We start from the raw sequence: 14,487 nt of genomic DNA, 5'->3' as shown, positions 1-14,487 counted from the left end.
TGTCTCCTCCGCAGCGGTCTCAGACACCCAGGAGTTCCTGGAGCAGGTGCTGCTTCTCGTGAATCTCATGCTGGTGGATCTCCGCGGCGATCTGGCCGTGCTCCACCACGTACATGCGGTCGGCCAGCGGCGCGGCGAACCGGAAGTTCTGCTCCACCAGCACGATCGTGTAGCCCTTTGCCTTGAGGTCGCGGATGACCTGGGCGAGCTTCTGCACGATCACCGGCGCCAGTCCCTCGGAGATTTCGTCCAGCAGCAGCAGCCGCGCCCCGGTGCGCAGGATGCGCGCCATCGCCAGCATCTGTTGCTCGCCGCCCGAGAGCCGCGTGCCCTGGCTATGCCGCCGCTCGTGGAGGTTGGGGAACATTGCGTAGATCTCATCGAGGCTCATCCCGCCGCCACCCACCTGCGGCGGGAGCAGGAGGTTCTCCTCGCATGAGAGGCTGGAATAAATCGCCCGCTCCTCCGGGCAGAAGCCGACGCCGAGACGCGCGATGCGATGGGCCGGCATGCCGATTGCCTCGCGGCCGTCGATCATGACCGAGCCGGCGCGACGCCCCGTCAGGCCCATGATGGCGCGCAGGGTAGTGGTACGGCCTGCCCCGTTGCGGCCGAGCAGGGTTACGCACTCTCCCTCGTTCACCAGCAAGTCGATGCCGTGCAGGATGTGCGATTCGCCGTAGAAGGCATGGAGGTCGGTGACCCGCAGGTATTCCGTCGCCATGATCAATGCCCTCCCGGCGCAGCGAGCGCGGCATCAGCGCTGCCCATGTAGGCCTCGATGACCTGCGGGTTGGCGGAGACTTCTGCGTATGTGCCCTCGGCCAGCACGCTGCCGCGCGCCAGCACCGTGATGGCGTCGCAGATGCCGGACACCACTTTCATGTTGTGCTCCACCATCAGGATGCTGCGATTGGCCGAGACCTTCTTGATGAGCTGCATGACGCGGTCAACGTCTTCGTGGCCCATGCCCTGCGTAGGCTCGTCGAGCAGCATCAGCTCGGGATCGAGGGCCAGCGTGGTGGCGATTTCCAGCGCGCGCTTGCGGCCGTACGGCATCTCGGCGGTCGTCATGTCGGCGAAGTCCTCCAGTCCGACGTCGGCGAGCAAAGCCATGGCCCTGTCATCGAGCGATGCGAGGACTTTCGGCGAGCGCCAGAACTGGAAGGAAATCCCGAGCCTGCGCTGCAGCGGGATACGTACGTTCTCGAGCACGGTCAGGTGCGGAAACACCGCCGAGATCTGGAAGGAGCGCACCACGCCCCTGCGCGCGACCTGCGCCGGCTTCTCGCCGGTGATCTCGGCACCGTTGAACCGTATGGTGCCGCGCGTGGGATCCAGGAACTTGGTAAGGAGGTTGAAGCAGGTGGTCTTGCCTGCACCGTTCGGACCAATCAGCGCGTGGATGTGCCCACGCCTGACCTTGAGACTGACGTCGTTTACGGCGACAAATCCCTTGAACTCCTTCCTCAGTCCGACGGTTTCAAGAATGAGATTGCTTGCCATGGTCAATTCCACGCCCGTTGTTGGGTCTGCTTGAGAATATGGCCGCAGCTAGATCACGTCCAATATATTATTGGTTAGTAATTGACACTTTTTATGTATATATGTCGGAGCGAGCATTCAATCGGACGCTCTCGCGGATTGGCGTGGACGTCAGGGCACGAAGGCTTGGCGGGACCTGCAGGGCGACACCCCCCCAAAACACCGGCCTCCACACCCTGCTTTGGCCGCTCATGCAACAGCGGGACGAGAGGCGCCGTGCGTCTCAATGAAAATCCCGGCTCCCCACCATCAACCGTCCCAGCATCGGGCTCAGGTCCACCAGTTCCTGGGCCACCAGGTGGCGCACGTCGCCCTGGCGCTGCCAGGTGCCGACCACGCCTAGCAGCGTGGCGCCCAGCACCTCCTTGCGCTGGCGCTCGACCAGGTCGGGCCACAGGATCAGGTTGATGCTGCCGGTCTCGTCCTCGATGGTGGCGAAGATGGTGCCGCTGGCGGTGGACGGGCGCTGGCGCACGGTGACGATGCCGCAGGCACGCACGCGGCGGCCGTTGGCGCAGCGTTCGAGCTGGCTGGCGGTGGCAAAGCGCATCGCCGCCAGCTTGTGCCGCAGCAGCGCCAGCGGGTGCGACTTGAGCGACAAACCCAGGCTGGCATAGTCTGCGGTCACGTCTTCGCCGAGGCGCGGCGCGGGCAGCGTCAGCGCGGCTTCGGCGGGCGGCGCTTCATACAGCAGGTCGCGGTGCGCGGCTTGCGCGGCCGCGGCGCGCGCCTGCCAGCGGGCCTGGCGGCGGTTGCCGGCGAGCGGCGCGAGCGCGTCGGCGGCGGCCAGCACGTCGATGTCGTGGCGGTCCAGGCCGGCGCGCAGCGCCAGGTCTTCGACACTGTCGAAGGCACGCTGCGCGCGCGCGGCCTCGATGCGCAGCGCGGCGGCCTCGCGCATGCCCTTGACCCGGCCCAGGCCCAGGCGCACGCGTGGATGCAGGGGCCGATCCTGCCGCATGCTGGCCGCATCGGACTCCGGCACCGGCTCCAGCGTGCTGTCCCAGCGGCTGATGGTGACATCCACCGGCAGCACCTGCACATCATGGCGGCGCGCGTCCTGCACCAGCTGCGAGGGCGAATAGAACCCCATCGGCTGGCTGTTCAGCAGCGCGCACAGGAAGGCCGCGGGATGGTGGCGCTTGAGCCACGAACTCACGTACACCAGCTTGGCGAAGCTGGCCGCATGGCTTTCGGGGAAACCGTATTCGCCAAACCCCTCGATCTGCTTGCAGATCGCCAGCGCGAAGGATTCCGGATAGCCCTTGCCGGTCAGCGCGCGCACCAGCGCGTCCTGGTGCTTGCGCAGGTCGCCGCGCCGCCGCCACGCCGCCATCGAGCGGCGCAGCTGATCCGCCTGCCCCGGCGAGAAACCCGCCGCGTCGATGGCCAGCTGCATCACCTGCTCCTGGAAGATCGGCACGCCCAGCGTGCGGCCCAGCACTTTCTCGATTACCGCGTTGAAGTAGACCGGCGGCTTGCGCGTGCGGCGGAAAGCCTCGCGCCGCTTCAGGTATGGATGGACCATGCCGCCCTGGATCGGGCCCGGCCGCACGATCGCCACCTCCACCACCAGGTCGTAGTACTCGCGCGGCTGCAGCCGCGGCAGCATCGATTGCTGCGCGCGCGACTCGATCTGGAACACGCCGATGGTGTCGGCCTTGCAGATCATGTCGTAGGTCGGCTTGTCCTCCTTCGGAATGTCCTCCATGCGCGCCGGCAGCCCCGCGCGCGCCGGATCGCGGCTGGGGTTGGGGATCATCTCCAGCGCGCGCCGGATCGCCGACAGCATGCCCAGCGCCAGCACGTCGACCTTGAGCAGGCCCAGCGACTCCAGGTCGTCCTTGTCCCACTGGATCACGCTGCGGTCGGCCATGGCCGCGTTCTCGATCGGCACCAGTCGCGACAGCTTGTGGCGCGCGATCACGAAGCCGCCCACGTGCTGCGACAGGTGTCGCGGAAAGCCGCGCAGCTGCCCGGTCAGGCTGGCCCACTGCTGCACCGCCGGGGACTCGGGATCGAGCCCGTAGCGGGCGATCTTGTCGACAAAGCCCGGGCCGCCGTCCCACCATGCCTGCCCCTTCACCACCTGCTCGACCACGCTGGCATCGATGCCGAGCGCGCGGCCGACGTCGCGCAGGGCGCTGCGCGAACGGTAGGTGATCAGCGACGCCGCCAGCGCGGCGCGATGGCGGCCGTATTTGTCGTAGATGTACTGGATCACCTCTTCGCGCCGCTGGTGCTCGAAATCCACGTCGATATCGGGCGGCTCGTCGCGCTCGCGCGACAGGAAGCGGCCGAACAGCAGGTTGGCCTGCTCGGGGCTGACTTCGGTCACATACAGGCAAAAGCACACCAGCGAATTGGCGGCGGAGCCGCGCCCCTGGCACAGGATGCCGCGCGAGCGCGCAAAGCGCACGATGTCGTGCACCGTGAGGAAGAACGGTTCGTAGTGCTTTTCCTCGATCAGCTCCAGCTCTTCCTTCAGCTGCGCTTCCCACTCCGGCTTCAGGCCGTTGGGAAAGCGCTCGCGCTTGCCACGCTCGACTTCCTTGCGCAGGTAGGAGATCGGCGTCTCGGCGGGCGGCACCAGTTCCTCGGGATACTCGTAGCGCAGCGTGCCCAGCGAGAAATCGCAGGTCTCGGCAATCTTCAGCGTCTGCGCCAGCGCCTCGCGCGGGTACAGGCGCGACAGCACCTGGCGCATGCGCAGGTGCTGCTCGGCATTGGGCGCCAGCGCCATGCCGCATTCGGCCAGCGGCTGGCCCAGCCGGATCGCGGTCAGCACGTCGGACAGCGGCTTGCGCGAGCGCACATGCATGGTGACCGCGCCGGCCGCGGCCAGCGGCACGCCGGTCTGCGCCGATACCGCTTCCAGGCGCGCGCGGTGCAAGGCATCGGCATGGCCCTGCAACTGTTCCAGCGCGATCCAGGCACGTTCGCCGAACACTGCGCGGCACCACTCGGCCTGCTCCAGCAGCCGTTCAGGCTCGGCGCAATAGTCGGGCAGCAGCAGCGCCACGCAGCCGGGCATGCCGCGCAGGTGGGAGATGTCGCCGGCCGGCGCGGCGAGGTCTTCGGGATGCAGCCGGTAGCTGCCCTTCTGCGCGCGCCGGCGCCCCAGCGTGATCAGCTCGCTCAGGTTGCCGAAGCCCTCGCGATGCTGCGCGATCAGCACCAGCCGCAGCGGCGCCTGTTCCGGTCCATCGGCCGAAATCAGGCTGAAGCGGCTGCCGATCAGCAGCGAGAACGCATCGGCGGCACGGGCCAGCGCCTGCAGCCGCTGGTGGCGGCTGGCGCGGAAGCCGGGATCGTCGTCGCCGCTGCCGAAGGCATCGCCGTCGTCGAGCAGCGGTTCATCGATGCCGTCATCGGCGCCATCATCGACACCTTCATCCACGCCCTCAGCGCCCCGTGCCGCGCTGCGCGCCACCGCGTCGTGCAGGCGCTTGCGCAAGGTCTCGATGGCATCATGCGCGCGCGCGGTGCCGGCCACCGAGCATTCATCGGTCAGCGCCAGCCCGCTGTAGCCCAGACCGAAGGCGCGCTCGATCAGCTCGCCGGGGTGCGAGGCGCCGCTCAGGAAGGTGAAGTTGGAGATGCAGTGCAGCTCCACGTAATCCGGCAACGCCGGCAGCAAACCCGGCAACGAGGCGGACAGCGAGGTAGGCAAAGGCGGCGCGCTCATGCGAACAACCCATGCAGGAACCAGCGGTATTCGCCGCCATCGTCCTGCGCGGCATGGCCCGGACGCTCGCGGAAGATCCAGCAGCGCAGGCCGTCGGCGCGCTCGGCGATAAAGTAGTCGCGCGTGGCCAGGGCCCCGTCCCACCAGCCCGCCTCGATGCGCTCGGGCCGGCTCAGCAGCGCCAGCGGGCCGCCGTGGCAGGGCCGGTGGCGCTGCACCGGCAGCGGCAGCGGTTGCGGCAGCAGCCACAGCGGGCGCTCCGGCGGCGGCGCCGGCAGGCCGGCGGGCTTGCCGGCGGGCTCGTCGACCGGGCACCAGCGGTTGGCGCGCTCGGGCCGGTGGTCGGCCAGCGGCCACGGCTGCAGCACGTTGTCGCGGCCGAGCCGCGCCATCAGCGTATCGAGCAGGCGGCCCAGGTCTTCCGGCGTGCCGCCGGGCTCGGGAAACAGCGCCTCGCTTTGCGGCACGCACGCGGCCATGGCCTCCACGCGCAGCGCCAGGCCGGTCACCGGGGCATGGAAGCTGAGCTGGTCGAGTTTTTCTCGCAGCAGCCGCGACAGGTGCGCGGGATCGCGGCTGGGCTGGGCCAGGCCCAGTGGCACCGGGGTGCCTTCGGTCGCCGCGCCGCGCCGGTAGCGCTCATGCTCCAGCACCAGCACGCAGCGCGTGACGCCGGCCTGCTGCACCGCCAGCCAGCCCGCCAGCGCCAGCAGCAGCCGCTGCGCGCCGGCCAGCACGGCTTCGGCGGATTCGATCCGGCCCGGCAGGTCCATGCGCTGCGCAAACGCGGGCGGCGCCACAAACCAGATAAAGCGCGCCGGCGCCTCGCCATAGGCCTGGTCCAGCCGCGCCAGCAGCGCCGGGCCCAGCCGGCGTGTCAGGCCCGCGCGCGGCAGGCGCCGCACCTCGCCCAGCGTGCGGCAGCCGATGCCATCCAGCCAGGCCGGATCGGCCAGCGTGTGCAGCGCCTCCACCGGCAGGCGGTCGAGCAGCCGGTGCAGGCGCGCCATGCCCACCGCCCGGCGGCCGGGCCGCACCACGCCGCGCCGCGTGCGCCGCAGCGGCTGGCGCGCCAGCCACGCGGCGCCGTGCGCGGTCGGGCCGCAGCCCACCTGGGCCACGGTGCCCAGCTGGCGCACGCAGGCCCGCACCGCGCGGCACAGTGCGCGATGGCCGCCGAACAGGCGCAGGCTGGCGCCGGCATCGAGCATCAGCGTGGCCGACTCCGGCTCCTCGTCGACGGTCACGCCCGGCGTGAAACGCAGCAGCGCCAGCGCCACCGCTTCCATCAGCGCGGCTTCGGCGGCCGGGTCGCGCTCGAGCTGCACGATATCGGCCGACAGGGCCTGCACGCCGCCGCGGCGCATACCATAGCGCACGCCCAGCTGCATGGCCGGGCCGTTGGCCAGCACCACCTGCTCGCGCGCCATCACCGCCACCGGCAGCGCATGGTGCAGGGTGGCGGCGGCAGGCGGGCTCGCGGCGGGCGCCAGCTCAGGCCAGTTGGGCTGCAGGGCGTCCAGGGGCAGGCGCGGCAGGTGCACTGCGATCCAGTACGGCATCGGAAGAAAGCTGAGAAGACTGCGCCAGCGGTTCAGGCCAGGCGGCCGCGCGCGTGGCCGCCGCCATGCCGTCCAGGCGCAACAGCAGCGGCGTGTCCCGCACCGGCCCGCGGCGCTTGTGGAAGGTGATCGACAGCATGTTGCCGGGCAGCGGCGCCAGCAGCAGCCGCAGCACCGCGGGCGACGACTCGCGCAGCGCCGCGGCCGGGCGCAATGCCCAGGCCACCGCGTCGCCGGCCTGCGCCAGCACCTGCAGCCGCCGCAGCGCCTCGGGACGCGCCGCCGGCAGCCACACCAGCACGCCGCCAAAGGCCTGGCTGCGCAGCACTTGTTCGGCGGCCCACAGCATGTCGGCCTGCTGCGCGGCCCTGGCCGCTTCGGCGGGAGCACGCACCCAATAGCACTGCCGCGCCGGCAGCCCGGCAGCGGCCAGCCCCATCGCATTGGGCAGGTAAGGCGGCGCCACCAGCGCAATGCGCCGCCCCGCCCCGGCCAGCTTGCGCAGGGCCGGCAGCAACAGGCGCATTTCTCCCGCGCCGCCCTGCGTGGTCAGCAGTTCGGTCAGGCCGCCGGCCGGCCAGCCGCCGCCGGGCAGTTCCGCCGACAACGCGTCATACCCGGTCGGGCACACCGCGGCCCCGCCGGCGCGGCCCAGCTGGCCGGCCCGCCACAGCCCGGGATAGCGCTGCTCGAGCGCCGACAGCGCCTGCTGGCGCTCGGCCGCGGCAGGCCAGGCAGACCCTGAGGCCGCCGGCGCAGGGAAAAGCAGACCCTCCGCCGCCCTTGGCGGGGCTGCGTGCAATGGCGCAGTCATGTGAATTTAACGTCGCTCGCCGGCAGGGCGAGCATTTAGGATATTTACGATGACTGTATATTTATACAGTATCGGTGACAAGGCAAGCGGTAACGGCATGGGGTGGAGGCAGAGGCACTGCGCCGCGTCTCGACGACGCGCGGGCCCTCCCTCCCTCGCGTGCCTTTGGCCACGGAAGCTGCCATGCACTATTCATTCCATAGAATGATTTTTTTCGACAAAAGCTTCTATCGAATGAGCATCACGCCGGCAGCGAAGGCGGGTATCATTCTAAAGAATGAATTTTCTCATGGACTAATGCCATGTCATTAATCGCTCAATGTCGCCAGTTGCGGGAAGCCAGGGGCAAGAGCCTTGGCGAACTCGGCCGGATCCTCGGCATGGCGGCGCAAAACCTGTCGGCCATCCTGCTCGGCAAGAAGGACAGCCGCGCTTCCACGCTGGAAGCGCTGGCCGCCGCGCTGGATGCGCAGTGGGTCCTGGTGCCCAACGAGCGCCTCGCCGAAGTCCGGCAGGTGCTGGAAGGCAAGGGCAGCGGCCCCGACCGCGGCGCCCGCGCCGCGCTCGACATCTTCCTGGACAAGACATGAGCTACGCCCTGCACCCGCGCTTCCTGGAGGTTCGGCTCTATGACCGGCTGTGCGGCTACCTGTGCGAAGCCGGCGGCAATGTCCGCTTCGTGCCCGCCGATGAATTCCGCGGCGACACCGACCGCCCCACGCTGAGCCTGTCGATCACGGTGCCGACCGAAGCCGGCCGCCGCGCCACCGCCGAGGTGCTGGACAACCCCTTCCATCCCGCGCTCTACAACACCGCCCATGAACTGCCGCCTTACTTTGCCGGGCTGCTGCCCGAAGGCGAACTGCGCAAGCGGCTTGAAGCCACCCGCAGCCACCCCGAAGACAAGGACGACTTCGGCATCCTCGCCTCGGCCGGCAACGACCTGCCCGGCGCGGTGGTGGTGCGGCCGGCGGACATCGGCGCCCTGCCCGCCTATGCCCGCGCCTATGGCGTGACCGGCGGCGCCGACAACCTGGAGATCGCAGTGGTCGAGGGCGCCACGCAAGGGGCCGCGTCGGTGTCCGGGGTGCAGAACAAGCTGGCGCTGTCGACGGTGCAGGACGGCAAGCGCTACACGCTGCCGAGCCACGGCAAACTGTCCGACATCATCGCCAAGCTGCCGGCCAGGAACGACGACGCGCAAGTGTTCAACGAATCGGTCTCGATGCAGCTCGCGGCCGCCGCCGGCGTGCATGTCGCGGCCACGCGCGTGCTGCCCATGTCGACCATCGCGGTGGAGGGGCTGGCCGAGGCTCTGGGCGAGGACCTGCACTACCTGGCCGTCGACCGCTTCGACCGTACCCCGGCCGGGCGCGTCCATGCCGAGGACGGCTGCCAGATGCTGGGCCGCATGCCGGCCCGCAAGTACGCCAGCATCGACGGCTACGTGCAGCTTGTGGCCACGCTGTACCGCCTGAGTCCGAGCGGGGTCGAGCATGTGCGGCAGTTCTTCCTGCGCCAGGCGGTCAATACGCTGATCGGCAACAGCGACGCGCACCTGAAGAACTTCTCGGTGATCTACCCCAACGGCGTGCTGCCGGTGCTGTCGCCGGCGTATGACATCGTCTGCGTGGCCGCGCTGCCCGGCTTTGCCTCGTACGGCCAGAACGTCGCCATCGACCGGCTGCAGCGCGAGGAAACCCTGGCCATGTACGAGGCGATCGCAGAGAAAGCCGGCGTGCCGCGCCGCATCGCCACCGCCGCGGTCAGGGAAGCGGTGGCGCTGGCGCATGCCCGCTGGCCGCGCCTGCTGGACGAGCTCGACGCACCGCGCGCCATCCGCGAGGTCATCAGCGGGCGTCTGGCGACGCTGCCGCTGGCGCGCGCGGGGCGCTCGGTCCGGTGAGTACCCGGGACGGACAACGGCACCGAAAGCATCGCCATCGCGGATAATGCGCCATCCACCCATCGACCTCGCCCCATGTCCGCCAGCAGCCCCAGCACCCGACGCATCGACTGGACCACCCTGATTCTGCTGACCTTTCCCCCGCTGAGCTGGGCCGGCAATGCCATCGTGGGCCGGCTTGCCGCCGGCACGGTGCCGCCGGTCACGCTGAACTGGGTGCGCTGGGTGCTGGCCGGCATGCTGCTGGCACCGTTTGCCTGGCGCGGCGTGGTCGAGCACCGCGCGGTGCTGCGCCGTCACGCGGGCGTGATCACCGCCATGGGCATCCTGTCGATCGCCAGCTATAACGCGCTGCAGTACCTGGCGCTGACCAGCTCGACGCCGATCAACGTGACGCTGATCGGCGCGTCCACGCCGCTGTTTCTGATCGTGATCGGCGCGCTGTGCTTCGGCGAGCGGGTCCGGCCCTGGCATGTCGCCGGCGCGCTGCTGTGCATGGTCGGCGTGACCTTCGTGCTGGTGCGCGGCGAACTGGCGCGGCTGGCGCAGCTGGACCTGGTGCCGGGCGATCTTTTCATGCTGGCGGCCACCATCGCCTGGAGCGCCTACACCTGGCTGCTGCGCAAGCAGCGTCCCGCACTGCCCCTGCCGGTGCTGCTGTTCGCGCAGATCGTCACCGGCGTGCTGGCCAGCGCGCCGGTGACGGCGTGGGAACTGTTGACGCTGGAACAGCCGCTGCAATGGAGCGGCAAGGTCGCGGGCATCCTGCTCTATGTCGCGACCATCCCGTCGCTGCTGGCCTACTTTGCCTGGGACCGCGCCATCGCGCGCGCGGGCGCGCAGCTGCCGGTGTTCTTCATCACCCTGACGCCGGTCTTCGCCGCGCTGCTGTCGACGGTGCTGCTGGGCGACTGGCCGCGCTGGTACCACGGCGTCGGCCTGGCCGCGATCGCGGCCGGGATCTGGCTGGCGCAGCGGCGCTGACGCGACCGGCTGCGCTCGGCGCCGCCCTCAGCGCGCCATGACCTTGTCCGGCGTCATCGGCGTGCTGCGCAGCCGCCTGCCGGTGGCGTGATAGATCGCATTGCTGATCGCGGCGGCGACGCCCACCAGCCCGATTTCGCCGACGCCCTTGGCGCCCAGGCTGCTGACCACGCGGTCGTCCTCGTCGACAAAGATCACGTCCAGGTCCTGGATATCGGCATGCGAGGCGATGTGGTACTCGGCAATATTGCGGTTCATGAAGCGGCCGAGCGCATGGTCGCTGTGCGTTTCCTCGTGCAGCGCCTGGCCGATGCCCCACACCATGCCGCCCAGGATCTGGCTGCGCGCGGTGTTCGGGTTGATGATGCGCCCGGCCGCCACCGCGCTGACCACGCGCGTCACGCGCACGGTGCCCAGCGCCTCGTCGACGCGCACCTCGCAGAACACGGCCGAGTGCGCGGCGCGCGTGTACTGCTTCTGCTTGAACAAATTGGGCAATTGCAGGAACGATGCCTCGATCTGCTCGCGCCGGGCCGCTGCCATGATGCCGGTCAGCGGCAACGACGCGTCGGGGCCGCCGCGCAGGCTGACCTGGCCGTGCTCGAACACCAGGTCCTCGTAGCGCGCGCGCTCGAAGCCGGAGCCCTGCATGCGCCGCGCCATGTGCCACAGCATCCGGCGCAGCTTGTCGCACACGCCGTCCACCGCCGAGCCGACCGTGGCCACATGCGAGGAGCCGCCTTCCACGGGCGCCACCGGCAGCTCCGAATCGCCCAGCACGAACGTCACCTGCTCCAGCGGCAGGCCCAGCGACGCGGCGGCGATCTGGCTCATCACCGTCAGCGTGCCGGTGCCGATATCGGTGGCGGCGCTGGCTACCTCGAGCCGGCCGTCGGCGCGGAACACCGCGCGCGCGCGGCTGAACATCTGCAGCGCATCCCAGGTGCCGCTGGCCATGCCCCAGCCGATCAGCTCGTGGCCATCGCGCATCGAACGCGGCTGCGGCGGCCGCCCGGCCCAGCCGAACCGTTGCGCGCCCTGCGCGTAGCATTCCCGCAGTGCCTTGCTCGAGAACGGCAGGCCGCTGGCACCGTCGCGCTCGGCGTAGTTTTTGAGCCGCAGCGCCAGCGGGTCCATCCCCAACCCATAGGACAATTCATCCATCGCCACCTCGATCGCATGCACGCCGTGCGCGGCGCCCGGCGCGCGCATGTCGGCCGGGGTGGGCTGGTCCAGGTCGACCAGTCGATAGTCCTGCCGGCTGTTCTCGGAGGCATAGAGCTGTGTGGACCAGTTGACCACCACCTCGACGTAGTGCTCCATGCGCGAGGTCTCGGCCACGGCCTCATGGATCAGGCTCACCAGCCCCCCATCGGCGTCGGCACCCAGCCGCACGCGCTGCCAGGTCTCCGGCCGGTGGCAGAAGGTGAACATCTGCGGCCGCGTCAGCACCACGCGCACCGAGCGTTCCAGCGCCAGCGCCGCCATCACTGCCAGGATCAGCTGGTACTGCGGCCGCAGCCCCGAGCCGAACGCACCGCCCACGTATTGATTGCGCACCGTGACCTTGCGCCTGGGCAGCCCGAACACCCGCGACACCATCCAGCGCGAATTCTGCGAGCCCTGGGTCTTGTCGTAGATGGTCAGGTGGCCGTCGCCGCCGCGGATCACCGTGGTGGCGTGCATCTCCATCGGGTTGTGGTGCTCGACGCCGCTGTAGAACTCTGCGTCGACCTGAAAAGCCGCGCGCGCGAAGGCGGCGTCGGCGTCGCCGCGCGCCTTGGGCGGGCCGGAATAGCCCGCCTTGAAGCGCATCGGCTTGCCGGCGCGGCCCAGGTGCTCCAGCAGGCTGGTCTCGTGCTGCCGCGCCTGGTAGCGCACGCGCACCAGCGTGGCGGCATGGCGCGCCGCCTCGAAGGTCTCGGCCACCACCAGCGCGACCGGCTGGCCGCTGTACCAGATGCGCGCGTCGTGCAGCGGCTTGAACGGCGAACCGGCGGGCGCGACCATGTCCTTGTAGAACAGGTCGAGCGAACGCACGCGCGGGCGGCGCTCATGGGTCAGCACCTCGAGCACGCCCGGCACCGCCAGCGCTGCGCTGCAATCGATCGACACGATGCGTCCGCGCGCAATGGTGCTGTTCACCACTACCCCGTGCGCAAGGTCGAAGGCCGGATGCTCGGCGGCATAGCGCGCCGTGCCGGTGACCTTGGCCACGCCATCGAGGCGCGGGACCGGCGTGCCGATGCCGACCGGACCCGTGCCGGGCCGTGCGCGCGGCGTGCATTGCGGCATCAGGTCGTTCATGGCTGTTCCTCCTCGCTGAAGGCGTCTTCGCCGGTATTGCTCAGCACGCCGGCGACCGCCATTTCCAGCGCGCGCACGATGGCGCGCTCGGCCAGCGCAATCTTGAAGCTGTTGCCGGGCAGGCTCTCGGGCACGGCCGGGCCGCCCCAGGCGCGCGCATCGCGCAGCAGGAAACGGGCCACCGCGGCAAAGTGCTCGGCGGTGGCGGGCCGGCCCTGCAGGTGCGCCTCGGCCTCGGGATCGCGCCACGGCTTGTGGGCCACGCCGCCCAGTGCCAGCCGCGCCGCGCAAACGGTGCCATCGTCGGCAAGGTCCAGCGCGGCAGCCACCGACACCAGCGCGAACGCAAACGACGCGCGCTCGCGAATCTTCAGGTAACAGGCATGGCGCGCGAACTCGGCGGCGGGCGGCAGCACGATGTGGGTGATCAGTTCGTCGGGGCGCAGCGTGGTGTCGATGTGCGGGCGATCCTCTGGCAGGCGATGGAATTCATGGAACGGAATCTCGCGGCGGCCGCTGGCCGATGCCACGTGCACCACCGCGCCCAGCGCCGCCAGTGCCACGCACATGTCGGAGGGATGGGTGGCGACGCAATGCTCGCTTGCGCCCAGGATGGCATGCTGGCGCGCCAGCCCGGTTGCCGCCGGGCAGCCGCTGCCAGGCTCGCGCTTGTTGCACGGCACGCCCGGATCGTAGAAGTAATAGCAGCGCGTGCGCTGCAGCAGGTTGCCGCCGTTGGTCGCCATATTGCGGATCTGCGCCGAGGCTCCGGCCAGGATCGCCGCGCGCAGCAGCGGATACTGCCCGCGCACCAGAGGGTGCTGCGCGGTATCGGCGTTGCTGGCCAGCGCACCGAGCCTGAGCCCGCCATCCGCCGTGGCCTCGATCATCCGCAGCGGCAGTTGCCTGACATCGACCAGCGCGGCCGGATGCATCAGGCCGCCCTTCACCAGGTCGATCAGGTTAGTGCCGGAAGCCAGGAAGTGCGGCGCGTGGTCGTCGCCAAGGCTTTGCACTTCGGCGTCCCGCTGCGCCGCGGCGATCGACTGCAGCGCAGCTTCCACCGTGGCGGCGCGCTCATAGCGGAACGGGTTCATGACGGCTCCTGGTCGCGGCCCGTGAGCCCGGCGACTTCGGCGATCGCCTCGACGATCTGCGTATACGCGCCGCAGCGGCACAGATTGCCGCTCATGCGCTCGCGGATCTCCTGCCGGCTTGCCGGAGGATGCTCGTTCAGCAGGCCCAGGGCCGAGCACAGCTGTCCCGGCGTGCAATAGCCGCACTGGAACGCGTCGTGGTCGATAAAGGCTTGTTGCAGCGGATGCAGCGCGCCCGTGTCGCGATCGGCGAGCCCCTCCACGGTGGTGATGTCGGCGCCGTCATAGGACACGGCCAGGCACAGGCACGACTTGATGCGCCTGCCGCCAACCAGCACCGTGCAGGCGCCGCATTGGCCGTGGTCGCAACCCTTCTTGGTACCGGTGAGTTGCAGTTGCTCGCGCAGCAGGTCCAGCAGGATTACCCACGGGGCCAGCAGCAGCTCATGGGCGATGCCGTTGATGTACAGCGTGGTGGGAATCTGTTGCAATGCGCCGGCCTGGGATGCCGGGGGAGCAAGCGGGTCTTCCAGTGCCATGGGCGCCTCCGCCGGGTCACGTTCGTGGGGGAATGGAACGAAGGC

Annotated in this window: 11 protein-coding genes; 3 read left to right on the top strand and 8 right to left on the bottom strand. The window is 69.8% G+C overall.

The features are described from left to right. Positions 1-19 precede the first annotated feature (19 nt). From MKD50_RS09155 to imuA, 5 genes are all read right to left on the bottom strand, one after another. Complete coding sequence (locus MKD50_RS09155) at positions 20-724, bottom strand: ABC transporter ATP-binding protein (protein ID WP_029043246.1); 705 nt, start codon at positions 722-724, stop codon at positions 20-22. 2 nt (positions 725-726) lie between these two features. Then, positions 727-1,506 (bottom strand): ABC transporter ATP-binding protein, encoded by a 780-nt coding sequence (locus MKD50_RS09150; protein WP_018009097.1) that lies wholly within the window; start codon positions 1,504-1,506, stop codon positions 727-729. 262 nt (positions 1,507-1,768) lie between these two features. Then, complete coding sequence (locus MKD50_RS09145) at positions 1,769-5,233, bottom strand: error-prone DNA polymerase (RefSeq protein ID WP_252666941.1); 3,465 nt, start codon at positions 5,231-5,233, stop codon at positions 1,769-1,771. Beyond that, positions 5,230-6,795, bottom strand: a complete 1,566-nt coding sequence (locus MKD50_RS09140; RefSeq protein WP_115700166.1) for a Y-family DNA polymerase — start codon at positions 6,793-6,795, stop codon at positions 5,230-5,232. The genes MKD50_RS09145 and MKD50_RS09140 overlap by 4 nt, the downstream gene beginning before the upstream one ends. After that, positions 6,728-7,609 carry a translesion DNA synthesis-associated protein ImuA gene (gene imuA, locus MKD50_RS09135; RefSeq protein ID WP_252666940.1) on the bottom strand — a complete coding sequence of 294 codons (882 nt, stop codon included), beginning with the start codon at positions 7,607-7,609 and terminating at the stop codon, positions 6,728-6,730. Before imuA ends, MKD50_RS09140 begins: the two co-directional genes overlap by 68 nt. A gap of 302 nt (positions 7,610-7,911) precedes the next feature. On the opposite strand from imuA, the gene MKD50_RS09130 reads away from it, so the two are divergent. From MKD50_RS09130 to MKD50_RS09120, 3 genes are all read left to right on the top strand, one after another. After that, the gene (locus MKD50_RS09130) at positions 7,912-8,199 is read left to right on the top strand and encodes a helix-turn-helix domain-containing protein (RefSeq protein WP_172582360.1); all 288 of its coding nucleotides are present in this window, start codon (positions 7,912-7,914) and stop codon (positions 8,197-8,199) included. Next, entirely contained in the window at positions 8,196-9,515 is a 1,320-nt protein-coding gene (locus tag MKD50_RS09125; RefSeq protein WP_115700163.1) for a type II toxin-antitoxin system HipA family toxin, read from the top strand. Before MKD50_RS09130 ends, MKD50_RS09125 begins: the two co-directional genes overlap by 4 nt. Before the next feature lie 75 nt (positions 9,516-9,590). Then, complete coding sequence (locus tag MKD50_RS09120) at positions 9,591-10,499, top strand: DMT family transporter (protein ID WP_252666939.1); 909 nt, start codon at positions 9,591-9,593, stop codon at positions 10,497-10,499. 27 nt (positions 10,500-10,526) lie between these two features. Here the strand turns inward: MKD50_RS09120 and MKD50_RS09115 are convergent, their stop codons facing one another. The 3 genes from MKD50_RS09115 to MKD50_RS09105 are packed head-to-tail and all read right to left on the bottom strand — an operon-like array spanning position 10,527 to position 14,442. Further along, on the bottom strand, positions 10,527-12,806 hold the full coding sequence (locus MKD50_RS09115) for a xanthine dehydrogenase family protein molybdopterin-binding subunit (RefSeq protein ID WP_252666938.1): 2,280 nt from the start codon (positions 12,804-12,806) through the stop codon (positions 10,527-10,529). Continuing rightward, positions 12,803-13,903, bottom strand: a complete 1,101-nt coding sequence (locus tag MKD50_RS09110) for an FAD binding domain-containing protein (protein ID WP_240071973.1) — start codon at positions 13,901-13,903, stop codon at positions 12,803-12,805. The genes MKD50_RS09115 and MKD50_RS09110 overlap by 4 nt, the downstream gene beginning before the upstream one ends. After that, positions 13,900-14,442, bottom strand: coding sequence for a (2Fe-2S)-binding protein (locus MKD50_RS09105; RefSeq protein ID WP_252666937.1), 543 nt, complete (start codon positions 14,440-14,442; stop codon positions 13,900-13,902). Before MKD50_RS09105 ends, MKD50_RS09110 begins: the two co-directional genes overlap by 4 nt. Between the last annotated feature and the right edge of the window lie 45 nt (positions 14,443-14,487).

It is taken from the genome of Cupriavidus mimosae (assembly GCF_023952485.1).
Classification (GTDB): Bacteria; Pseudomonadota; Gammaproteobacteria; order Burkholderiales; family Burkholderiaceae; genus Cupriavidus; species Cupriavidus taiwanensis_C.
The sequence above is the reverse complement of the archived record's forward strand: the minus strand, read 5'-3'. Positions and strand labels throughout refer to the sequence as shown.